The following is a 22,142-nucleotide window of genomic DNA, read 5'->3' on the forward strand; positions in this document are numbered from 1 at the left end:
TTATGGCCGGGATCGGTCTGTCACTCTGTGGGCATCCGAACTGTCCGGGGAGCTGCGCATGGGGGCCATTCCGACCCAGCGGGAGACCGTCTCCCTGGCCGCGGGTGCGCCGTCGCCCGCGACCCCGGACGCGCCCCCGGTCGCCCGCACCACCCTGGCCGGCAGCTCCCACGCCCCCGGCGCCGCGCGCGATCTGGTGCGGGCCGCGTTCCAGGAGTGGGAGGAGCTTCCCGAACGCCTCGCCGAGGACGTGATACTCGTCGTCAGCGAGCTCGTCACCAACGCCGTCGTGCACGCCGGCACCGACGTGGAACTGCTGTGCCGTCTGGAGGACGACCCGGAGCACGGACACGCGGTCGTCGTCGAGGTCTCCGACCGTCACCCCTCCCGCGCCCCGCGCGACAACCCGCCCGAGACGCCGTACGAGACACCGGAGTACGGCAGGGGCCTGCGCCTGGTCGCCGCGCTCGCCGACGCGTGGGGAGTGACGTACCGCAGGGGCGCGAAGACGGTGTGGGCGCGGCTGCTGCCCCTGGCCCCCGAGCCGTACGGGACCGACGAGACCCACGGTGCCTCGCCCGTCGCGCCCCTGGACCCCCTCCTCGAAGCCCTCGCCCCCGAACCGCAACCCTCCTGCCGGGGCGGGGACTGGCTGAACCGTGGTGCCCTGTCCTTCCTCGCCGAGGCCTCCGACCTGCTCGCCGGGCAGCTCGACGAGGATCTCGTCGCCGCGCTCACCAGTCAGCTGCTGGTGCCCCGGCTCGCCGACTGGTGCGCGGTGTGGCTGGAGGACGAGGTCAGCGGGCGTGCCTGGGGCTCCCCCCGGTCGGACGGAGCCGAGAGCGCGGGAGGCTGGGGCGACTGGGGGCCCGGGCCGCGGCTCGCCCGGGTGTGGCACGGCAACGAGGGCCACATCGAGGAGCTGCGGCGGGCCCTGGAGAAGGACCCGCCGCGCCCCTGCGACCCGCCGCGCTCGGGCCCCGAGCCCTACCCCTGGCCCGGCGCGGCACTCGGCCCGCGCGGCGCGGCCCTCGCCTATCGGCTGATCGCCGGCGGCCGGCCGCTGGGCACCCTGGCCATCGGGCGGGCCGGACTGGGCGCCTTCCCCGACGAGGTCACCGGGCTCGTCGAGGACCTCGGCCGCCGGGTGGCGCTGGCGATCGGCGCGGCCCGCCAGTACACCCGCCAGGTCACCATCAGCTCCGTCCTGCAGCGCGGCCTGCTGCCCGGAGCGATGGCGGAGATCCCCGGCGTGCACAGCGCGCTCGTCTACGAGCCGCGCGAGCAGGGCGGCCCGAGCGGCGACTTCTACGACCTGTTCCCGGCGGGCGACGGCCGCTGGTGCTTCGCCATCGGAGACGTCCAGGGCAAGGGCCCCGAGGCGGCCGTCGTGATCGGCCTGGCGCGCCCCTGGCTCCGGCTGCTGGCCCGCGAGGGCTACGGCGTCCCCGACGTCCTGGACCGCCTCAACCAGCTCCTCCTCGACGACGCGACCGAGGCCGCCGACGCCGCCGCCCGTGCCTTCGTCGGCCCCGCCGGACCCGCCGACGGCCCGCAGACCCGCTTCCTGTCCCTCCTCTACGGCGAACTCGCCCCCTTCGAGGGAGGCGTCCGCTGCACCCTCGCCTCCGCCGGTCACCCGCTGCCGCTGCTCCTCGGCCCGGACGGCTCCGTCGCCACCGCCGCGCGCCCGCAGACCCTGCTCGGGGTCATCGAGGACGCCACGTACACCAGTGACGTGCTGGAGCTGCGGCACGGCGACAGCCTGCTGTGCGTCACCGACGGGGTGACGGAGCGGCGCTCGGGCTCCCGCCAGTTCGACGACGGCGACGGTCTGGCCGCGGCGCTCGCCGGGTGCGTCGGCCTGGACGCGGAGCTGATCGCCGAGCGGATCCGCCGGCTGGTGCACGAGTTCGGCGAGCGGCCGCCGGAGGACGATCTGGCGCTGCTGGTGCTGCAGGCGGAGTAACCGTCGTCGTACGGGACAATGGAGGGCATGCCTTCCGCACTCCCCGACGGCGAGCCGGTCCCCGACGACGGCGCGCTCCCGGCGCACGCGCTCACCGGCGCGGCCGACCGCCCCCTCGGGTTCTATCTGCACGTCCCCTACTGCGCGACCCGCTGCGGGTACTGCGACTTCAACACCTACACCGCCACCGAGCTGCGCGGCACCGGTGGTGTCCTCGCCTCCCGCGAGAACTACGCCGACACCCTGATCGACGAGATCCGGCTGGCCCGCAAGGTGCTGGGCGACGATCCGCGTCCGGTTCGTACGGTCTTCGTGGGCGGCGGCACGCCGACGCTGCTGGCGGCCGGGGATCTCGTACGGATGCTGGGCGCGATCCGCGACGAGTTCGGCCTCGCGGTGGACGCGGAAGTCACTACGGAGGCGAACCCCGAGTCGGTGGACCCGGCGTATCTGGCGGCCCTCCGCGCGGGCGGCTTCAACCGTGTCTCCTTCGGGATGCAGAGCGCGAAGCAGCATGTGCTGCGCGTGCTGGACCGGACCCATACGCCCGGGCGCCCCGAGGCGTGCGTGGCGGAGGCGCGGGCCGCGGGCTTCGAGCACGTCAACCTCGATCTGATCTACGGCACCCCGGGCGAGTCGGACGACGACTGGCGGGCGTCCCTGGAGGCGGCGCTGGGCGCGGGGCCCGACCACGTCTCGGCGTACGCCCTGATCGTCGAGGAGGGCACCCAGCTGGCGCGGCGCATTCGGCGGGGCGAGGTTCCGATGACGGACGACGACGTCCACGCGGACCGCTACCTGATCGCGGACGAGGTGATGACCGCCGCCGGCTACGACTGGTACGAGGTCTCCAACTGGGCCACCTCGGAGGCGGGCCGCTGCCTGCACAACGAGCTGTACTGGCGGGGCGCCGACTGGTGGGGCGCGGGGCCCGGTGCGCACTCCCACGTGGGGGGCGTGCGCTGGTGGAACGTGAAGCACCCCGGCGCGTACGCGGCGGCCCTCGCGGGCGGGCGTTCCCCGGGGGCGGGGCGTGAGCTGCTCTCGGAGGAGGACCGGCGGGTCGAGCGGATCCTGCTGGAGCTGCGGCTGCGGGAGGGGGTGCCGCTGGAGCTGCTCCGGGAGGAGGGGCTCAAGGCTTCACGCCGGGCGCTGGGGGACGGGCTGCTGGAGCAGGAGCCGTACGACGAGGGGCGTGCCGTGCTCACGCTGCGCGGGCGGTTGCTGGCGGACGCGGTGGTCCGGGACCTCGTGGACTAGGCGCCCGGCGTCGGGGCTGGGCGGGTGTGGGCTTCGCTCGCCGCGCTCGCGGGGTGCCGCTGCGCCCACCCGTGCCGCCCCAGCGGCACGATTGCCCGCAGCTGGGGGGTATGACGCTGGTGCTGGGTGGGCGCTGCCTCGGTGGCGCGGTTGCCCGTGGCTGGGGAGGTATGGCGGCTGCTGCCGGGTGGGGGTCGTCTCGGCGGTAGGGCTGTGCGCAGCTGGGAGGTATGACGGCTGCTGCCGGGTTGGGCGCCGCCCCAGCGGCACGATTGCCCGCAGCTGGGGGGTATGACGCTGGTGCTGGGTGGGCGCTGTCTTGGCGGCGCGGTTGTCTGTGGCTGGGGAGGTATGGCGGCTGCTGCCGGGTGGGGGTCGTCTCGGCGGTAGGGCTGTATGCAGCGGGGGAGGTGTGACGGCTGGCTGCTGTCGGGTGGGGGCCGCCCCGGCGGTGCGACTGTCCGCAGGTGCGCGTGCGTGGCCGGCTGTCCTGGCTACGCGGGAGCGGTGACGAAGTCGATCAGTTCCTCCACGCGGCCCAGCAGCTCCGGTTCCAGGTCCTTGTAAGAACCCACCCGGGCCAGGATCGCCTGCCACACCGCCCCGGTGTTCTCCGAGGGCCAGCCCAGCGCCCGGCACACCCCCGTCTTCCAGTCCTGGCCGTGCGGGACGCGTGGCCAGCCCGTGATGCCCAGGGACGACGGCTTCACCGCCTCCCAGATGTCGATGTACGGGTGGCCGACGACCAGGGCGTGTTCGCTGGTGACCGACTGCGCGATGCGCCATTCCTTCGTGCCGGGCACCAGGTGGTCCACCAGGACGCCCAGGCGGGCGTCGGGGCCGGGGGCGAAGTCCGTGACGATCGACGGCAGGTCGTCGACGCCCTCCAGGTACTCCACGACCACGCCCTCGATGCGCAGGTCGTCGCCCCACACCTTCTCCACCAGTTCGGCGTCGTGCCGGCCCTCGACGTAGATGCGGCCGGCGCGGGCGACCCGGGCGCGGGCGCCGGGGACGGCGACCGAACCGGAGGCGGTACGGGTGGGACGTACCGGACCGCCCGACGGCGGCCGTACGAGGGTCACCACCCGGCCCTCCAGGAGGAAGCCGCGCGGCTCCAGGGGGAACACCCGGTGCTTGCCGAAGCGGTCCTCCAGGGTGACCGTGCCCGCCTCGCAGCGGATCACCGCGCCGCAGAAGCCGGTGCCGGGCTCCTCCACCACCAGGCCGGGCTCCGCCGGGACCTCGGGGACGGGCTTCGGCTTCTTCCAGGGAGGGGTCAGATCCGGCGAGTACTGGCGCATTCGGATGACGATAGGAGAAGCCCCGGCCCGAGGGGTCCACGATCAGTGCGACACGCCGAAGCGGGTCGCGAGCGCGTCCCGCTGGGCCCGTACGAACGCCGCGTCCACCACCGCCCCGTGACCGGGCACGTACAGCGCGTCCTCGCCGCCGAGGGCCAGCAGGCGGTCCAGGGCGGCGGGCCAGCGGGACGGTACGGCGTCGGGGCCCGCCTGGGGCTCGCCGGACTCCTCGACCAGGTCGCCGCAGAAGACCACTTCCGGTGAGCCGGGGACCAGGACCGCCAGGTCGTGGGCCGTGTGGCCGGGGCCCACGTTGGCGAGCAGCACCTGCCGGCCGCCGCCCAGGTCGAGGGTCCACTCGCCGGAGACGAGGTGTCGGGGACGGACCAGGGTGTCGGCGGCCTCCGTCGCCGTCGTCTCGTCCAGGCCGTTGCGCACCGCGTCCGCCCGCAGCTCCTCCGCCGAGACCGTGTCGACGCCCACCGCGCCGAAGACCTCCGCGCCCGCGAACGCCGCGGCGCCGAACGCATGGTCGAAGTGCGGATGCGTGAGCGCGAGATGGGTCACACGCGCGCCGGTCAGTTCCTCGGCCTGCGCCCGCAGCCGCGCCCCCTCCGCGAGGCCCGACCCGGCGTCCACCATCAGCACCGCGCCCGCCCCGACGACCAGCCCGGCCGTGCAGTCCCAGCCCGGCAGCCGCACCCGCCCGACGCCGGCCGCGACCCGCTCCCACCCCAGCTCTTCCCAAGTCACCGTCATACCGGGACGCTAACGGTAAGGCGTCCCGGCGTCGGCCGACCTTGCCCCCGGTGTACCCCACCGCCGTACACTGGCCGGGGAACGTCTGGCACTCGGAAGTGAAGAGTGCCAGGGCAGGCGCCCAGGGGACTGGGGGACGACTTCTGGAGGTGTGCGCGGATGCTGAGTGAACGCAGGCTGCAGGTACTGCGCGCCATCGTCCAGGACTACGTCGGCACCGAGGAGCCCGTGGGCTCCAAGGCCCTCACCGAGCGGCACAACCTCGGCGTCTCCCCGGCGACGGTCCGCAACGACATGGCCGCCCTGGAGGACGAGGGGTACATCGCCCAGCCGCACACCAGCGCCGGGCGCATCCCCACCGACAAGGGCTACCGGCTGTTCGTCGACAAGCTGGCCGGCGTCAAGCCGATGACCGCGCCCGAGCGGCGGGCCATCCAGAACTTCCTCGACGGCGCCGTGGATCTCGACGACGTGGTGGCCCGGACCGTGCGACTGCTCGCGCAGCTCACACGGCAGGTCGCCGTCGTGCAGTACCCGTCGCTGACCCGGTCCACCGTGCGGCACGTGGAACTGCTGTCGCTCGCGCCCGCCCGGCTGATGCTCGTGCTGATCACGGACACCGGTCGGGTCGAGCAGCGCATGGTGGACTGCGCGGCGCCCTTCGGGGAGGCCTCTCTGGCGGATCTACGCGCGCGGCTCAACAGCCGGGTCGCGGGCCGACGGTTCACGGACGTGCCGCGTCTCGTGGAGGACCTGCCGGACGCCTTCGAGGCGGACGACCGCGGCACGGTCTCGGCGGTGCTCTCCACCCTGCTGGAGACGCTCGTCGAGGAGAACGAGGAGCGGCTGATGATCGGCGGCACCGCCAATCTCACCCGCTTCGGGCATGACTTTCCCCTCACCATCCGGCCCGTCCTGGAGGCCCTGGAGGAGCATGTCGTCCTCCTCAAACTCCTGGGCGAGGCGGGAGATTCGGGCATGACCGTACGCATCGGTCACGAGAACGCCTATGAGGGACTCAACTCCACTTCCGTGGTGTCGGTCGGCTACGGTTCGGGCGGCGAGGCAGTCGCCAAGCTCGGCGTGGTCGGACCGACCCGCATGGATTACCCGGGAACGATGGGAGCGGTACGCGCAGTGGCACGGTACGTCGGACAGATCCTGGCGGAGTCGTAAGTGGCCACGGACTACTACGCCGTTCTCGGCGTGCGCCGCGACGCGTCGCAGGAAGAGATCAAGAAGGCCTTCCGTCGGCTCGCCCGCGAGCTGCACCCGGACGTCAACCCGGATCCGAAGACCCAGGAGCGGTTCAAGGAGATCAACGCCGCCTACGAGGTGCTGTCGGACCCGCAGAAGAAGCAGGTCTACGACCTCGGCGGCGACCCCCTCTCCCAGTCGGGCGGCGGTGGCGCGGGCGGCTTCGGGGCCGGTGGCTTCGGCAACTTCTCCGACATCATGGACGCGTTCTTCGGTACGGCGTCCCAGCGGGGGCCGAGGTCCAGGACCCGGCGTGGCCAGGACGCGATGATCCGGCTGGAGGTGGACCTGGAAGAGGCCGCCTTCGGCACCACCAAGGACATCCAGGTCGACACCGCGATCGTCTGCGGCACCTGCAACGGTGAGGGTGCCGCCCCCGGCACCTCCGCCCAGACATGTGACATGTGCCGCGGCCGCGGTGAGGTCTCGCAGGTGACGCGGTCCTTCCTCGGCCAGGTCATGACCTCCCGGCCCTGCCCGCAGTGCCAGGGCTTCGGCACCGTCGTGCCGAACCCGTGCCCCGAGTGCGCGGGCGACGGCCGGATCCGCTCCCGCCGGACCCTCACGGTCAAGATCCCGGCCGGTGTGGACAACGGCACCCGGATCCAGCTCGCGGGCGAGGGCGAGGTCGGCCCCGGCGGCGGTCCCGCCGGTGACCTCTACGTCGAGATCCACGAGCTGCCGCACGCGATGTTCCAGCGGCGGGGCGACGACCTGCACTGCACGGTCACCCTCCCGATGACCGCGGCGGCCCTCGGCACCAAGGTGCCGCTGGAGACGCTGGACGGCCTGGAGGAGGTCGACATCCGGCCCGGCACCCAGTCCGGCCAGTCGATCCCGCTGCACGGCCGGGGTGTCACGCATCTGCGCGGCGGCGGGCGCGGCGATCTCATCGTCCACGTCGAGGTCCAGACCCCGACCAAGCTCGACCCCGAGCAGGAGCGCCTGCTGCGCGAACTGTCCAAGCTGCGGGGCGAGGAGCGGCCGACCGGGCAGTTCCAGCCGGGGCAGCAGGGGTTGTTCTCGCGGTTGAAGGACGCGTTCAACGGTCGCTGAGGCGGGCTGTTGGCCTTCTGCTGGGGGTCTGGGGGTCGGCCCCCGGGTAGGCACAGTCAGCCGGGGCGGCAGGGGTTGTTCTCGCGGTTGAGGGACGCGTTCAACGGTCGCTGACGCGGGCTGCCGGCCTTCTGCTGGGGGTCTGGGGGTCGGCCCCCGGGTAGGCACAGTCAGCCGGTCAGCGGGGGTTGTTCTCGCGGTTGAGGGACGCGTTCAACGGTCGCTGAGAGGGCAAGAACCCGCGCGGGGACGGTCGGATTCGGACTTGTTCGGAGGACGTGGCAACATGCCGTCATGTCCTCCGCGCTGACCGATCTCTTTCCGCATCCGATCGTGCAGGCCCCCATGGCGGGCGGCGTCTCCGTGCCGCAGCTCGCCGCCGCCGTGTCCGAGGCCGGCGGGCTGGGGTCCCTGGCCGCCGGGTACAAGACGGCCGACGGCATGTACCAGGAGATCAAGCAGCTCCGTGGACTCACCGGCCGCCCCTTCGGCGTGAACCTGTTCATGCCGCAGCCGGAGTATGCCGAGACCGGTGCCGTCCAGGTCTACGCCGAGCAGCTCGCCGGTGAGTCCACCTGGTACGAGACCGAGCTCGGCGACCCGGACAGCGGCCGCGACGACGGCTACGACGCCAAGATCGCCGTACTGCTGGACGACCCGGTGGCGGTGGCGTCCTTCCACTTCGGCGTCCCGAGCGGGGACACGATCGAGGCACTGCGCCGGGCGGGCACGCTCACCCTGGTCACCGTGACCTCCGCCGAGGAGGCGGTGGCCGTGGAGCAGGCCGGGGCGGACGCGGTGATCGTGCAGGGCATGGAGGCCGGCGGCCACCAGGGCACCCACAAGGACATCCCGGAGAACGACGGCTCCGCCATCGGGCTGCTCTCCCTGCTCGGCCAGGTCCGCGAGGCCGTGGGCCTGCCGATCGTCGCCGCAGGCGGCATCATGCGCGGCAGCCAGATCGCCGCCGTCCTCGCGGCCGGCGCGTGCGCGGCCCAGCTGGGCACCGCGTTCCTCGCCACGCCCGAGTCGGGCGCGCACGCCGTGCACAAGGCGGCGCTGACCAACCCCCTGTTCGTGCGCACCGAGCTGACCCGCGCCTTCTCCGGCCGCCCGGCCCGCGGTCTGGTCAACCGCTTCCTGCGCGAGCACGGCCCGTACGCCCCCGCCGCCTACCCCGAGGTCCACCACCTCACCTCGCCGCTGCGCAAGGCGGCCGCCAAGGCGGGCGACGCGCAGGGGATGGCACTGTGGGCGGGACAGGGCCACCGCATGGCCCGGGAGCTTCCCGCCGGGCAGCTGGTGGAGATCCTGGTGGAGGAACTCGAAGAGGCGCGGGCGGCGGCCGGATTCCCGGCAGGCGAGGACGGTGCCTCGTGACCGCGCCCGTCTTCGTCGTCGACGAACTACCCGGCGGCCGTGCCGAGTTCGTCCTGGACGGCCCCGAGGGGCGGCACGCCGTCTCCGTGAAGCGGCTGCGGGCCGGTGAGGAGGTCGTCCTCACCGACGGCGCCGGCCGCTGGGCCGAGGGCGAGGTCGTCGCCGCCGAGGGCAAGGACCGGCTGGTCGTGAGCCTGAAGGACGTCGTCGAGGAGCCCGTCGAGTCGCCCCGGATCACCGTCGTACAGGCCCTGCCCAAGGGCGACCGGGGCGAGCTGGCCGTGGAGACGATGACCGAGACCGGGGTGGACGCGATCGTCCCGTGGGCCGCGTCCCGCTGCATCACGCAGTGGAAGGGCGAGCGCGGGCTGAAGGCGCTCGGCAAGTGGCGGGCCACCGCCCGCGAGGCCGGCAAGCAGTCCCGCCGGGTCCGCTTCCCCGAGGTCGCCGACGCGGCGACGACCCGGCAGGTGGCGGACCTCCTGGCCCGGGCCGACTTCGCCGCCGTACTGCACGAGGACCGCGACTACGGCAGCGAGCCCCTCGCCACCGTGCCGCTGCCCGCCGAGGGCGAGATCGTGCTCGTGGTGGGCCCCGAAGGGGGTGTCTCCCCGGACGAGCTGGCGCTCTTCGAGGAGGCGGGCGCCAAGGCGTACCGGCTCGGCCGGAGCGTCCTGCGCACCTCCACCGCCGGCACCGCCGCCGCGGCCCTCCTCCTGGGCCGCACCGGCCGCTGGTCCTGACCCCGGCTCACCGGCCCACGACCGCCGCGAACAGCTCCCAGCCGTCCAGCTCCCCCGCGGAGTCGAGCAGTCCGCGCCGGGTCGCCTCGTCGACCAGGGCGCGCACGGTGCCGGGTCGGTGGAGGTTGAGGTGGTGGTGGCGGTCGCCCACTCCGCCCGAGTGCGTGTAGGCGCCGCCGCCGACGTAGCGGCCCTCCCCCTCCCGGAAGACGATCCGGGTGTGGACGCCGTCCCGGCTGAGGGTGAGGACGTCCCGGCAGGGCTGACCGTCGCCGTGCCGGTGGCGGACCGTCCACAGGTAGGTGGTCGTGGGGTCCACGACGAGTCTTCTCAAGCGGCGGTGGTCGCGCATGTGTTCAGCCTAGACAGTGGCCGCATACCGGCTGTCGCGCCGCGTTCGTGCGTGGCAGGCTGCCCTCCATGGGGCTTTTGAGGCGGATTCAGCTTCTCGCGGTCGTGCCCTTGGCCGTGGGCGGTGCCGTGGCCTGTGAGCCGGGTGGCGGGGTGAGTGCCATGTCGGTGGCGTACACGACCGATCAGGCCGCCACGGCGGAGATCGAGCGGCGGGACGTGGACGTGCGCTGGCTGACCTGCACCGCCGAGACGGACGAGAACCTCGTCTCCGTCGACTGTCAGGGGGAGACCGGGGACGGCAAGGACGTCACCGTGGACGGCAAGGTCACGCGGGCGGTCGACGGCAAGTGCGTGCGGGGCGATCTCGCCGCGGACGTCGGCAAGAAGCAGCTGTTCCAGGTCAGCGGGCTCGGCGACTGCGGCTCCGCGACGCCCTCGCCGGTCGAGCCGTCCGGTTCCGCGGGGCCCGGTTCCGCGCAGCCCGGCGGGCAGCCGACCGTCACGGTCACCGTGACCGTCACCGAGACCGTCGGGGGCGACGGCGGACAGAAGTGATCGAAACCCCTGACCTGCGGTCCCATCCCTGAATACAGTGATCTGGTGACACAGTCCGCGACGCCTGCCGCATACTTCCGACACCCGCACCTGCACGGCGAGTTGGTGGCCTTCGCCGCCGAGGACGACGTCTGGCTCGCGCCCCTCGACGGTGGGCGCGCCTGGCGGGTCAGCGCCGACAACGTGCCGGTCTCCTCACCCCGCATCTCGCCCGACGGCACCACCGTCGCCTGGGCCTCCACCCGCGACGGCGCCCCCGAGGTGCACATCGCCCCCGTCGACGGCGGCCCGGCCACCCGCCTGACGCACTGGGGGAGTTGGCAGACCCGGGTGCGCGGCTGGACCCCCGACGGCGACATCCTCGTCGTCAGCACCCACGACCAGGCGACCCTGCGCCGCAGCTGGGCCCGTGCCGTCCCGGTCGACGGCGGACCGGCAACCACCCTGCCGTACGGCCCGGTCGGCGCCGTCGCCCATGGCCCGCACACCGTGCTGCTGTCCGCGCCGATGGGCCGCGAGGCCGCCCACTGGAAGCGCTACCGGGGCGGTACGGCGGGCAAGTTGTGGATCGACCGGGACGGCAGCGGGGAGTTCGTCCGGCTGCACGAGGAGCTGGACGGGAACATCGAGTACCCGGTGTGGGCGGGGGACCGGATCGCGTTCCTCTCCGACCACGAGGGCACCGGCGCGCTGTACTCGTCGCTCGCCGACGGATCCGACCTGCGGCGGCACACCCCGCTCGAAGGCTTCTACGCCCGGCACGCCACCGGTGACGGCACCCGGATCGTGTACATGTCGGCGGGCGAGCTGTGGCTGCTCGACGATCTCGACGGCGCCGAGCCGCGTCGCCTCGCCATCCGGCTCGGCGGTCAGCGCACCGACCGCCGTCCGTACCCGGTCACTCCCGCCCGCTGGCTGGGCGGGGCCGCGCCCGACCACACCGCGCGCGGCAGCGCCGTGGAGATCCGCGGAGCCGTGCACTGGGTGACCCACCGCTCCGGGCCCGCGCGGGCGCTCGCCGCCGTGCCGGGGGTGCGGGCGCGACTGCCGCGCACCTTCCGCACGGAGGGCGAGGAGTGGGTGGTCTGGGTGACCGACGCCGAGGGCGCGGACGCCCTGGAGTTCGCCCCGGCCACCGGACAGGTCGCCGGCGCCACCCCGCGCCGGCTCGCGGCCGGACGCCTCGGGCGGGTCCTGGAGCTCGCCATGGCACCCGACGGCAGCCGGGCCGCCGTCGCCGCGCACGACGGGCGGCTGCTGCTCGTCGAGCGGGAGAGCGGCGAGGTCCGCGAGCTCGACCGCAGCGCCGACGGAGACGTCTCCGACCTGGTTTTTTCACCCGACTCGGCGTGGCTCGCCTGGTCGCACCCCGGCCCGCGCCCGCTCGCCCAGCTCAAGCTCGCCAACGTCACCGATCTGTCGGTCACCGAGGCGACCCCGCTGCGCTTTCGCGACTACGCGCCCGCCTTCACCCTCGACGGCAAGCACCTGGCGTTCCTGTCCACGCGCGCCTTCGACCCGGTCTACGACGAGCACGTCTTCGACCTCTCCTTCCCGGCCGGCGCCCGCCCGCACCTGATCACCCTGGCGGCGACGACCCCCTCCCCGTTCGGCCCGCAGCGGCACGGCCGGCCCTTCGACGCGCCCGACAAGGAGGAGACACCGGACAGCGAGGGCACCCCGGCCACCCGGATCGACCTCGAAGGCCTCGCCGACCGGATCGTGCCGTTCCCGGTCGAGGCCGGCCGCTACTCCGGGCTCGCCGCCGCCAAGGACGGCGTGCTGTGGCTGCGGCACCCCGTGCGCGGTGTCCTCGGCGCCTCCCGCGCCAACCCCGACGACCCCGATCCCCACACCGAGCTGGAGCGCTACGACCTCGTCCAGCAGCGCTTCGAACACCTCGCCGGCGACGCCGACGGCTTCGAGGTCAGCGGCGACGGCAAGCGGCTGCTGCTGTGGACCGACGGCAAGCTCAAGGTCGTGCCCAGCGACCGGCGCGCCTCCGGCGACGAGGACAGCGACACCAACATCACCGTCGACCTCGGCCGGATCCGGCAGACCGTGGACCCGGCCGCCGAGTGGCGGCAGATGTTCGACGAGACCGGCCGCATCATGCGGGACAACTTCTGGCGGGAGGACCTGGGCGGGGTCGACTGGGACGGGGTCCTGGACCGCTACCGGCCCCTGCTGGACCGGGTCGCCACCCGCGACGACCTGGTCGACGTGCTGTGGGAGGTGCACGGCGAGCTGGGCACCTCGCACGCGTACGTCTCCCCGCCCGGCGGTTACGGCCGGGGCGCCCGCCAGGGCCTGCTCGGCGCCGACATCTCCCGCCACGAGGACGGCACCTGGCGCATCGACCGGGTGCTGCCCTCGGAGACCTCCGACCCCGACGCCCGCTCGCCGCTCGCCGCGCCCGGCGTCGCGGTGCGGGCCGGCGACGCGATCCTCGCCGTGTCCGGGCACCCGGTGGACCCGGTGACGGGCCCCGGCCCCCTGCTCGTCGGTACGGCGGGCAAGGTGGTCGAGCTGACGATCTCGCCCGCCGGCGGAGGCGAGCCACGGCACGCGGCCGTGGTCCCGGTCGCCGACGAGGAGGCGCTGCGCTACCACGCGTGGGTCGCGGACCGGCGGGCGTATGTGCACGAGGCCTCGGGAGGCCGGCTCGGGTATCTGCACGTGCCCGACATGCAGGCGCCCGGCTGGGCGCAGATCCACCGTGACCTGCGGGTCGAGGTGGCCCGGGAGGGGCTCGTGGTGGACGTCCGGGAGAACCGGGGCGGGCACACCTCGCAGCTGGTGGTGGAGAAGCTGGCGCGGCGGATCGTCGGCTGGGACGTGCCGCGCGGGATGCGGCCGTCCAGCTATCCGGAGGACGCGCCCCGGGGGCCCGTGGTCGCCGTCGCCAACGAGTTCTCCGGGTCCGACGGGGACATCGTGAACGCGGCGATCAAGGCGCTCGGGATCGGGCCGGTGGTCGGCGCCCGCACCTGGGGCGGCACGATCGGCATCGACAGCCGCTACCACCTGGTCGACGGCACCCTCGTCACCCAGCCCAAGTACGCGATCTGGCTGGAGGGTTACGGCTGGGGCGTGGAGAACCACGGCGTCGACCCCGACGTCGAGGTGGTGTGCGCTCCGCAGGACTACGCGGCGGGGAGGGACGTACAACTGGACGAGGCGGTGCGACTGGCGTTGGCCGCGCTGGAGTCGACGCCGGCCAAAACGCCCCCTGCGCTGCCGTGACCGCCCTCCTCCAACCACCGCTCGCTACGATGCCCCGTAAGAGATCACCCGCCGCAAAGGAGACCCCATGGCCGGGGAACCGCAGGACGACTGCCTGTTCTGCAAGATCGTCGAAGGGCACATCCCGGCGACGATCGTCCGGGAGACGGAGACGACCGTCGCCTTCCGGGACATCAACCCGCAGGCACCCACGCACGTCCTGGTGATCCCGAAGGCGCACTACGAGAACGCCGCCGTGCTGGCCGCCGAGGCCCCGCAGCTCGCCGCCGACGTGCTGCGCGAGGCGCAGGCCGTCGCCGACGAGGACAAGCTGGAGAGCTACCGCATCGTCTTCAACACCGGCAGCGGCGCCGGCCAGACCGTCTGGCACGCCCACGCGCACGTCCTCGGCGGGCGCGGCCTGCAGTGGCCCCCCGGGTGACCCGCCATGTCCGTACGTGAACTCGTCGTCCTCGGCACCGCCAGCCAGGTCCCCACGCGGCACCGCAACCACAACGGCTACCTGCTCCGCTGGGACGGCGAGGGCATCCTCTTCGATCCCGGCGAGGGCACCCAGCGTCAGATGCTGCGGGCCGGGGTCGCCGCGCACGACATCGACCGGATCTGCGTCACGCACTTCCACGGGGACCACTCGCTCGGCCTCGCCGGGGTCATCCAGCGCATCAACCTGGACCAGGTCCCGCACGAGATCACCGTCCACTACCCGCTCTCCGGCGAACGCTTCTTCGACCGTCTCCGGTACGCCACCGCCTACCGCGAGACGGTCCCCCTGACGCAGGTACCGGTGAGCGCGGACGGAGTCCTCGACGCCCGGCCCTCCTACCTGCTGGAGGCCCACAAGCTCTCGCACCCCGTCGAGTCCTACGGCTACCGGCTGATCGAACCCGACGGCCGCCGTATGCTCCCCGAGCGGCTCGCCGCGCACGGCATCAAGGGCCCGGACGTCGGCCGCCTCCAGCGGGAGGGCGTGGTGAACGGGGTGTCGCTCGACGACGTCAGCGAGATCCGGCGCGGGCAGCGGTTCGCGTTCGTCATGGACACCCGGCTCTGCGACGGCGTGCACGCGCTGGCGGAGGGCGCCGACATGCTCGTCATCGAGTCGACCTTCCTCGACGAGGACGAGCAACTCGCGGTCGAGCACGGCCACCTGACTGCCGGTCAGGCCGCGCGTGCCGCCCGGGAGGCAGGTGTACGGCATCTCGTCCTCACCCACTTCAGTCAGCGGTACACAGAACCGGACGAGTTCGAGCGGTAGGCTCGGGCGGCCGGCTTCGACGGCGAGCTGACGGTGGCGCAGGACCTGCTGCGAGTGCCGCTGCCGAAACGGCGGTAAACCGGGCGTACGATTCTTCGATGCCCCTCCCGAAAGCTGAACTGCACCTGCACATCGAAGGCACCCTGGAGCCGGAGCTGGCCTTCGAGCTGGCCGCCCGCAACGGGGTCGCGCTGCCGTACGCCGACACCGACGAGCTGCGCAAGGCGTACCAGTTCGAGGACCTGCAGTCCTTCCTGAACCTGTACTACGAGCTCATGGCCGTCCTGCGCACCGAGCGGGACTTCGAGGACCTCGCCAACGCCTACCTCGCCCGCGCCGCCGCGCAGGGCGTGCGGCACGCGGAGATCTTCTTCGACCCGCAGGCCCACCTCTCCCGGGGCGTCGGCATGGGCACGGTCGTGGACGGGCTGTGGCGGGCGCTGGGGAACAGCGAGGCGAACCACGGGATCTCGACCCGGCTGATCCTGTGCTTCCTGCGCGACGAATCCGCCGAGTCGGCCCTCGAGACGCTGGAGGCGGCGCGGCCCCACCTCGACCGGATCATCGGCATCGGGCTGGACTCGGCCGAGGTCGGGCACCCGCCGGTGAAGTTCCGCGAGGTGTACGAGGCCGCCGCCGCGCTGGGGCTGCGGCGGGTGGCGCACGCGGGGGAGGAAGGGCCGCCGGAGTACATCACCGAGGCCCTCGACGTCCTCGGCGTCGAGCGCGTCGACCACGGGCTGCGGTGCATGGAGGACCCGGCCCTGGTGGAGCGGCTGGTGCGCGAGCGGATCCCGCTCACCCTGTGCCCGCTGTCCAACGTCCGGCTGCGCACCGTCGACACCCTCGCCGACCACCCGCTGCCCGCGATGCTCGACGCGGGGCTGGTCTGCACGGTCAACTCCGACGACCCGGCCTACTTCGGCGGCTACGCGGGCGACAACTTCGACGCCGTACGGCAGACCCTGGGCCTGTCCGAGGACCGGCTGCGCGAGCTGGCCCGCAACTCCTTCGTCGCCTCCTTCCTGGAGGACGACGAGGAGCGGCGGGCGCGGTATCTCGCCGAAGTGGACGACTACCGCTTCTAGTCCGCCTGGTGGATGCGGTCCACCAGGATGTCGATGACGAGCGGGGTGCGCGGGCCGAAGCTCAGCAGGACGCCGTCCTCCATGTCGACGACCCTGCGGTTCATGCCCGCGGGGGTCTGGGCGATGCCGGGGATCTGGAGGAGGCCGTCGAGGCCGCCGACCGAGTCCAGGCCCTTGGTCATCATCAGGATGACGTCCGGCTGGGCCTGGGCGAGGGCCTCGGTGGTGATCGGCGTGAACGGCTTGTCCAGGCCCGCCGCCGTGCCCGCGTCCTGTGCGCCCGCCGCCTCCAGCAGTGAGTCGGCGCCAGAGCCCTTGCCGCCGATCAGGTACACGGCCGCGCTGCCGCGCATGTAGAGGAACGCGACCTTCGGCCTGCTGCCCTCGGGGACGGCGGCGCGGGCGGCGGCGAGTTCGCCGTCCATGCGGCGGTTGAGTGCCTTGCCCGCGGCCGGCACGCCGAGGGCCTCGGCGATGCGGGTGGTGCGGGTGGTGACGTCCGCCAGTTTCGTCGCCGGGTCGAGTACGACGACGGGGATCCCGGCGTCCCTGATCTGGTCGATCGCCTCCTTCGGGCCGGTGTCGGTGTCGGCCAGCACCACCGTGGGCCGCAGCGACAGCACGCTCTCCGCGCTCACGTCGTGCGCCTTGGTGACCTGGGGGAGCTTCTTCGCCTCCTCGAAAGTGGCCGTGATGTCCCGGCCGACGACCCGGTCGCCGAGCCCGAGCGTGAACACGATCTCCGCGACGCCCCCGTTGAGCGGCAGGATGCGCGCGGCGTCCCGCACCGTGACCTGCCGGCCGTCCGAGGAGTCGACGGTGACCGGCAGCTTCGGGGTGGGCGCCTCGCCCGCCAGCGGGACGAGGGAGTTCGTCGCGAGTCGCTTGTGGGCGGCGGCCGCCCGGGCACTCGCGTCCGAGGGCGCCGGGTCCGCCCCCGCCGTGCTGACGCCGCTCCCGCCGCAGGCCCCCGTCAGGAGCGCCAGGGCCAGTCCGAGGGTCGCGAGAGCTCTTCCCGGCCGGTGTCTCCCCGTCACGCGCATGGCGTTTTCCTTTCCACTCGGCTGGCACACAGATGCGGATTAGTTTAGGTTAGCCTTCCCTTAGTTTCGTGTGGTGGGGGTCTTCCATGGCATGGGCAAGTGGCTTGCGTGGCCACGGAGTTGGCGTTTTTCTCACGGTGGCCTCGGCGTCCGCCCTGCTCTTCCCGGCGGCCTCGGCGGCCGTCGCGGCGGGCGGGACGGCGACCGGCCCGGAGGGTCAGAAACTCACCGTGTCCAAGTCGTCCGGCCTCGACCCGGCGGGCGAGACGGTCACCGTGACCGGCTCCGGCTACAACACAGAGAAGGGCATCTACGTCGCCTTCTGCGTCGACAACGGCGCCGGGAAGACACCCACGCCCTGCGTCGGCGGCGTCGACATGTCCGGCGAGTCGGGCGCGTCGGCGTGGATCTCCTCCAACCCGCCCTCCTACGGCGAGGGCCTCGCGAAGCCGTACGGCGGCAGCGCGCACCAGGGCACCTTCGGCGTGCGCATCAAGGTGCGCGCCAAGGACGCCAACACCGACTGCACCGCGGCCGGGGTGACCTGCGCCGTCATCACGCGCAACGACCACACCCGGGGCGGTGACCAGAGCCAGACGGTACGGATCCCGGTGACGTTCGGCTCGGCCGCGTCCACGGGGGCGTCCTCGACGCCGAGCATGAGTGCGAGTGCCACGACCAAGGCCGGCGATGGCGCGACCGCCAAGGCCGACGGCTCCATGGCCAGTACCGGCTCCGACCTCGCGCTCCCGGCCGGTCTGGCCGCCGCCGGGTTGGTGGCGGTGGGTGCGGGCGCCTGGCTCTGGGCTCGTCGGCGCAGGGTCTGACACATCCTCACATTCCCTTGGGAGAACTGAATATGGCGAAGAGAACCGGCGCCGTCGCCCTGGTGGCCGGCGCCCTGTTCGTGCTGGGTGCCCCGGTCGCGGTGGCCGACGAGGGGCGCGTGGAGTGGACCCTGAGCGTTCCCGGTGTCTCGCTCGACGTCACCGCACCCGCCGTGCGGGCCGCCGACGGCGGTGTCTCGTTCCCGGTCCTCGACGGTGGCGCGGACGCGCTGGAGTTGGGCGGCGCGGCTCGCTTCGACGGACCTGCCGAACAGCCCCTCGTGCTCGCCGGACTCCGGCTGCGGCTCGTCGGCGACGAGGGCGAGCTGTACGCGCGGACGGTCGTCGACGGCCGGGCCCGAGAGCTGGCGCTGGCCGATGTGGCAGGCGTACGGGCGTCCCTCACCGCGGAGGGCGCGCAGTTGTTGTCCTCCTGGAGCGGGATCGCGTTCCAGGAGGGCGACGGGCTGGGCGAGTTCGGTGTCGAGGTCCCGGAGCCGGTCGCGGAGTCCCCGGAGCCGTCCCCGACTCGGGCGGCTCCCGTGGAGCACAAGACCGGGCCCGCGGCCGCTGTGGGGCGCTCCGTCGTTACCCGCGGCACCGGGCAGACCGTCACCGCGACAGGGCTGCCCCCCGGTGCCGTCGTGCTCGTCGCGATCGACGGCGACACCCGCTACCAGGACACGGTCGACGCGGAGGGTCGTATCTCCCGGTCGTTTCCCGTGTACGACACGGCAGTTGTGGGCGAGCACGGTGTCGAGCTGACCCAGGTGGGCGCTGAACAGCCGGTTGTCGCTCTCGGCTTTACCGTCCATTGACAAGCATCCAAGATCATAGTTAGGTAAGGCTTACCTAAATTCATCTCCCTTCGGGAACTCCCTTCAGAGAGGAACACCCGTGAGAATCCCCGCCGCCCGCGCCGCACTCGCCGTCGCCGCCGCCGGTGCCCTGACCCTGGGCCTCGCCACCTCCGCCTCCGCCGCCACCTCGGCCCGCACGATCGTCGACGGAAGCACCACCTACAACCTGTCCCTCACCGCGCCGGACACCGCCGCCGCCTCCGGCCAGGTCATCACTGTCAGCGGCTCCGGCTACAACACCAGCCAGGGCATCTACGTCGGCCTGTGTGTCGTCGACGGCGCCGCGGGTGTGAACAAGCCCAGCCCCTGCCTCGGCGGCCAGGACGAGACCGGCTCCACCGGCGCCTCGCACTGGATCAACAACACCTTCGGTGGACTGTTCGCCAACAGCTCCAAGTTCGGCACCGGCGGCACCTTCAGCGTGAGCATCTACGTCAAGGCCACCCTCGACGACGGCAGCGTCTGCGGTGAGGACGTGACGTGCGCGGTCGTCACCCGTGCCGACCACTTCGACACCAACGACCGCAAGTACGACGTCCACGTCCCGATCACCTTCCAGTGAGAACGGCGGTGGCGCCTTCCATGCAGCCCTCCATGCAGCCCTCCATGCAGCCCTCCACGCGGCCTCGTCCGCGGTTCGGACGCCCGGCGGCGCTGCTCGGCGCCGCCGCCCTCGTGGCCGCCTCCGTGGCCGTCGGCACGGTCGTCGCCGGCCCGGTGGCGCAAGCCGCCGACACCCCCCGCACCGCCTTCGGCAAGGACGGCCAGGAACTCACCGTCTCCGCCTCCGCGAACCTCGACCCGGCCGGCGAGACCCTCCGCGTCACCGGCTCCGGCTACGACGAGACCAAGGGCGTGTACGTCGCCCTCTGCAAGGACAACGGCGACAACCGCATCCCCACCCCCTGCCTCGGCGGCGCCGACCAGACCGGCGGCAGCGGCGCGTCCCGGTGGATCGTCCCGAAGGGCTCCACGGAGGCGCCCGCCGGGGTCGCCGTCGAGTGGGGCGAGGGCGGCACCTTCGACGTCGAACTGGCGGTCACCGCCAAGGACAGCGGCCTCGACTGCACCCAGGTCTCCTGCTCGGTCATCACCCGCGTCGACCACAACGGCACCGGCGACCGGTCCCAGGACGTCCGCATCCCCGTCACCTTCCAGGGCCAGGACCCCGAAGACGACGGCGGCGACGGCGTGGACGTACCGGCCGGGACCGTCAGCTACACGAAGGCCGCCGAGTTCACCACCGCCGGCCGCCCGCTGGACCTGCTGCTGCACCCCGACTCCGGGAAGCTGTACGTCGGTTCGGAGGACATCACCGACACCGCGGGCGTCAGCGAACAGGGCCTGTACGCCCTCGACGCCGCCGACGGGAAACTCCTCGGCCACGTCCAGCAGGCCCCCGGCTCCACCGGCGCCCTGGCCAACCGGGTGGTCCGCAGGATCGCCGCCCCGCTCTCCGGCGACGGCGTCGTCTTCAACTACCCGCTGCGCGGCATCGGCACCGCCAAGGACGGCGACAGCGTCGCGCGCGGCGTCTGGCTGACCGGTGGCGAGATCACCGGCGTCGGCCCCGGCACGAGGTCCGGCACCACGCTCGTCGCCCAGGGCGCGGTGGTCTCCGAGATCGACACCGCCACCGGCGCGGTCGTGGACGGCCGCACCCTCACCCTCGACGGCGGCGACGCGCTGGGCGTGGACCTCGCCCACAAGGCGGCCTGGTCAAGCGACCGGACGAACGGCAAGCTGCGCCGGATCGACCTCGACACCTTCAAGGTCACCGCGACCGCAGACATCGCCGCCGAGATGGTCTACTTCGTCGAGCCCGACCCGGCCACGGGCAATGTGTGGGTGGGCAACGGCACCTCCGTCCTCGTCTTCGACAGGGCCGGCACCAAGATCGCCACCCTGACCGGCGGCGACCGGCCCACCGCGGCCGCCTTCGACCCCACCACCGGCGAGGCCTTCGTGCTGCGCGAGGACTTCGGCACCGCCGAGGACAACGGCGCGGACAACGTCGGCGCCCTGGAGGTCTACGACACCGCGACCTTCCAGCAGGCCGCCGAGCCGCTCGCGCTGGCCGGCAGCCGGGCGGGCGCCTACGCGGGCGTGGCCGTCACCCCGGGTGCCGCCTCCGTCTACGTCACCAAGCAGGCGGAGAGCAAGGTCGTCAAGCTGGACCGCCGGATATCCCCGAAGGTCGTCCAGTCCCCGACCGACCAGACCGTCACCGCCGGCGACGAGGTCTCCTTCGTCGCCTCCGCCGAGGGCACCCCCGCGCCCACGGTGAGCTGGAGCGTCAGCCCCGACGGCGGCCAGACCTGGTCGAGGATCGAGGGCGCGACGACGAACGCGTACTCCTTCACCGCGAAGGCGGCCCAGGACGGATACGAGTACCGCGCCGAGTTCAAGAACTCCGTCGGCACGACCCGTACGACCCCGATCACGCTGACGGTGAAGGAGCCGGGCGGCGGTACGGGCGGCGGCGGGACCCCGGCGGCCCCCTCCGGTACGAAGACCGTCACCGGCGCGGAGGGTCAGAAGCTCACCGTCACCCCGGTCAACGACCTGGCCACCGAGGACCAGACCCTGAAGATCACCGGCTCCGGCTACGACATGGACAAGGGCATCTACGTCGCCCTCTGCGTCGACAACGGCGACGGCGAACTGCCCACCCCGTGCATCGGCGGCGTCGACATGACCGGCGGCTCGCACAGCTCGGCGTGGATCTCCTCCAACCCGCCGGACTACGGCGAGGAGCTGGCGATCCCGTACGGCGCGGGCGGCACCTTCGAGATCGAGCTGACCGTGGACGCCGAGGACGAGTTCACCGACTGCTTCGAGACGACCTGCGTCCTGGCCACCCGCGCCGACCACACCCTCTCCGGCGACCGCTCCCAGGACGTGAAGGTCCCGGTCGGCTTTGTCGGCCAGGACCCGGTGGGCACGGACGACGACGGTGACACCGGCGGTGGCGACGGGGGCACGACGGGCGGTTCCACCGGCGGTACGACGTCCGGCTCCACCTCGGGCGGTACGACCGGTACGACGACCACCGGCTCCACGTCCACCTCCGGCGGCAGCCTCGCCTCCACCGGGGCGACGGTCGGCACGGCGGCGGGCCTGGCGCTGCTGCTGACCGCGGCGGGCTGGTACACGCGCCGGCGGGCGAGGGCCGCAGCCGAGTAG

Annotated in this window: 18 protein-coding genes and 1 pseudogene; 15 read left to right on the top strand and 4 right to left on the bottom strand. The window is 73.0% G+C overall.

The genetic code is table 11. The features are described 5' to 3' along the window. Positions 1–58: 58 nt before the first annotated feature. On the top strand, positions 59–1,969 hold the full coding sequence (locus ACIRF9_RS02655) for a SpoIIE family protein phosphatase (protein WP_403815136.1): 1,911 nt from the start codon (positions 59–61) through the stop codon (positions 1,967–1,969). Positions 1,970–1,996: 27 nt separating this feature from the next. Further along, the gene (gene hemW / locus ACIRF9_RS02660) at positions 1,997–3,229 is read left to right on the top strand and encodes a radical SAM family heme chaperone HemW (RefSeq protein WP_403815139.1); all 1,233 of its coding nucleotides are present in this window, start codon (positions 1,997–1,999) and stop codon (positions 3,227–3,229) included. Positions 3,230–3,723: 494 nt separating this feature from the next. Here the strand turns inward: hemW and ACIRF9_RS02665 are convergent, their stop codons facing one another. Beyond that, complete coding sequence (locus ACIRF9_RS02665) at positions 3,724–4,533, bottom strand: DUF3097 domain-containing protein (RefSeq protein ID WP_403815142.1); 810 nt, start codon at positions 4,531–4,533, stop codon at positions 3,724–3,726. Between the two features lie 42 nt (positions 4,534–4,575). Continuing rightward, a complete protein-coding gene (locus ACIRF9_RS02670) occupies positions 4,576–5,292 on the bottom strand; it encodes an MBL fold metallo-hydrolase (RefSeq protein WP_403815146.1) in 717 nt (238 codons plus the stop codon). Between the two features lie 159 nt (positions 5,293–5,451). Between ACIRF9_RS02670 and hrcA the strand changes: the two genes are divergently transcribed. The 4 genes from hrcA (at position 5,452) to ACIRF9_RS02690 (ending at position 9,728) form a co-directional block, all read left to right on the top strand. Further along, a complete protein-coding gene (hrcA, locus tag ACIRF9_RS02675) occupies positions 5,452–6,468 on the top strand; it encodes a heat-inducible transcriptional repressor HrcA (RefSeq protein ID WP_403815149.1) in 1,017 nt (338 codons plus the stop codon). Then, a complete protein-coding gene (dnaJ, locus tag ACIRF9_RS02680; RefSeq protein ID WP_403815152.1) occupies positions 6,469–7,605 on the top strand; it encodes a molecular chaperone DnaJ in 1,137 nt (378 codons plus the stop codon). It abuts the gene before it with no gap. Positions 7,606–7,899: 294 nt separating this feature from the next. Continuing rightward, entirely contained in the window at positions 7,900–8,985 is a 1,086-nt protein-coding gene (locus ACIRF9_RS02685) for a nitronate monooxygenase (protein ID WP_403815155.1), read from the top strand. Then, positions 8,982–9,728: a 16S rRNA (uracil(1498)-N(3))-methyltransferase gene (locus ACIRF9_RS02690; protein WP_403815158.1), complete on the top strand. Its 747-nt coding sequence runs from the start codon at positions 8,982–8,984 to the stop codon at positions 9,726–9,728. Before ACIRF9_RS02685 ends, ACIRF9_RS02690 begins: the two co-directional genes overlap by 4 nt. Positions 9,729–9,735: 7 nt before the next feature. Here the strand turns inward: ACIRF9_RS02690 and ACIRF9_RS02695 are convergent, their stop codons facing one another. Beyond that, positions 9,736–10,080 (bottom strand): hypothetical protein, encoded by a 345-nt coding sequence (locus ACIRF9_RS02695; protein WP_403815161.1) that lies wholly within the window; start codon positions 10,078–10,080, stop codon positions 9,736–9,738. A 68-nt stretch (positions 10,081–10,148) separates the two neighbouring features. Between ACIRF9_RS02695 and ACIRF9_RS02700 the strand changes: the two genes are divergently transcribed. From ACIRF9_RS02700 to ACIRF9_RS02720, 5 genes and pseudogenes are all read left to right on the top strand, one after another. Further along, positions 10,149–10,637: a hypothetical protein gene (locus tag ACIRF9_RS02700; protein ID WP_403815164.1), complete on the top strand. Its 489-nt coding sequence runs from the start codon at positions 10,149–10,151 to the stop codon at positions 10,635–10,637. Between the two features lie 45 nt (positions 10,638–10,682). Further along, the gene (locus ACIRF9_RS02705) at positions 10,683–13,883 is read left to right on the top strand and encodes a S41 family peptidase (protein ID WP_403815167.1); all 3,201 of its coding nucleotides are present in this window, start codon (positions 10,683–10,685) and stop codon (positions 13,881–13,883) included. Positions 13,884–13,950: 67 nt separating this feature from the next. Further along, positions 13,951–14,304, top strand: a complete 354-nt coding sequence (locus ACIRF9_RS02710; RefSeq protein WP_403815170.1) for a histidine triad nucleotide-binding protein — start codon at positions 13,951–13,953, stop codon at positions 14,302–14,304. A 6-nt stretch (positions 14,305–14,310) separates the two neighbouring features. Continuing rightward, positions 14,311–15,216: pseudogene (locus tag ACIRF9_RS02715) on the top strand (ribonuclease Z). Between the two features lie 20 nt (positions 15,217–15,236). Beyond that, positions 15,237–16,226 (top strand): adenosine deaminase, encoded by a 990-nt coding sequence (locus ACIRF9_RS02720; RefSeq protein WP_403815172.1) that lies wholly within the window; start codon positions 15,237–15,239, stop codon positions 16,224–16,226. On the opposite strand, the gene ACIRF9_RS02725 is transcribed toward ACIRF9_RS02720, so the two are convergent. Next, complete coding sequence (locus ACIRF9_RS02725; RefSeq protein ID WP_403815174.1) at positions 16,223–17,269, bottom strand: hemin ABC transporter substrate-binding protein; 1,047 nt, start codon at positions 17,267–17,269, stop codon at positions 16,223–16,225. The genes ACIRF9_RS02720 and ACIRF9_RS02725 overlap by 4 nt on opposite strands. 137 nt (positions 17,270–17,406) lie before the next feature. Between ACIRF9_RS02725 and ACIRF9_RS02730 the strand changes: the two genes are divergently transcribed. From ACIRF9_RS02730 to ACIRF9_RS02745, 4 genes are all read left to right on the top strand, one after another. Next, entirely contained in the window at positions 17,407–18,096 is a 690-nt protein-coding gene (locus tag ACIRF9_RS02730) for a hypothetical protein (RefSeq protein ID WP_403815177.1), read from the top strand. Between the two features lie 32 nt (positions 18,097–18,128). Next, on the top strand, positions 18,129–18,914 hold the full coding sequence (locus ACIRF9_RS02735; RefSeq protein WP_403815180.1) for a hypothetical protein: 786 nt from the start codon (positions 18,129–18,131) through the stop codon (positions 18,912–18,914). A gap of 79 nt (positions 18,915–18,993) precedes the next feature. Then, positions 18,994–19,518 (top strand): hypothetical protein, encoded by a 525-nt coding sequence (locus ACIRF9_RS02740; protein WP_403815183.1) that lies wholly within the window; start codon positions 18,994–18,996, stop codon positions 19,516–19,518. A gap of 44 nt (positions 19,519–19,562) precedes the next feature. Continuing rightward, positions 19,563–22,142, top strand: coding sequence for an immunoglobulin I-set domain protein (locus ACIRF9_RS02745; RefSeq protein WP_403815186.1), 2,580 nt, complete (start codon positions 19,563–19,565; stop codon positions 22,140–22,142).

This window comes from Streptomyces sp. NPDC096132, from assembly GCF_044763345.1.
In the GTDB taxonomy this organism is placed as follows: Bacteria; Actinomycetota; Actinomycetes; order Streptomycetales; family Streptomycetaceae; genus Streptomyces.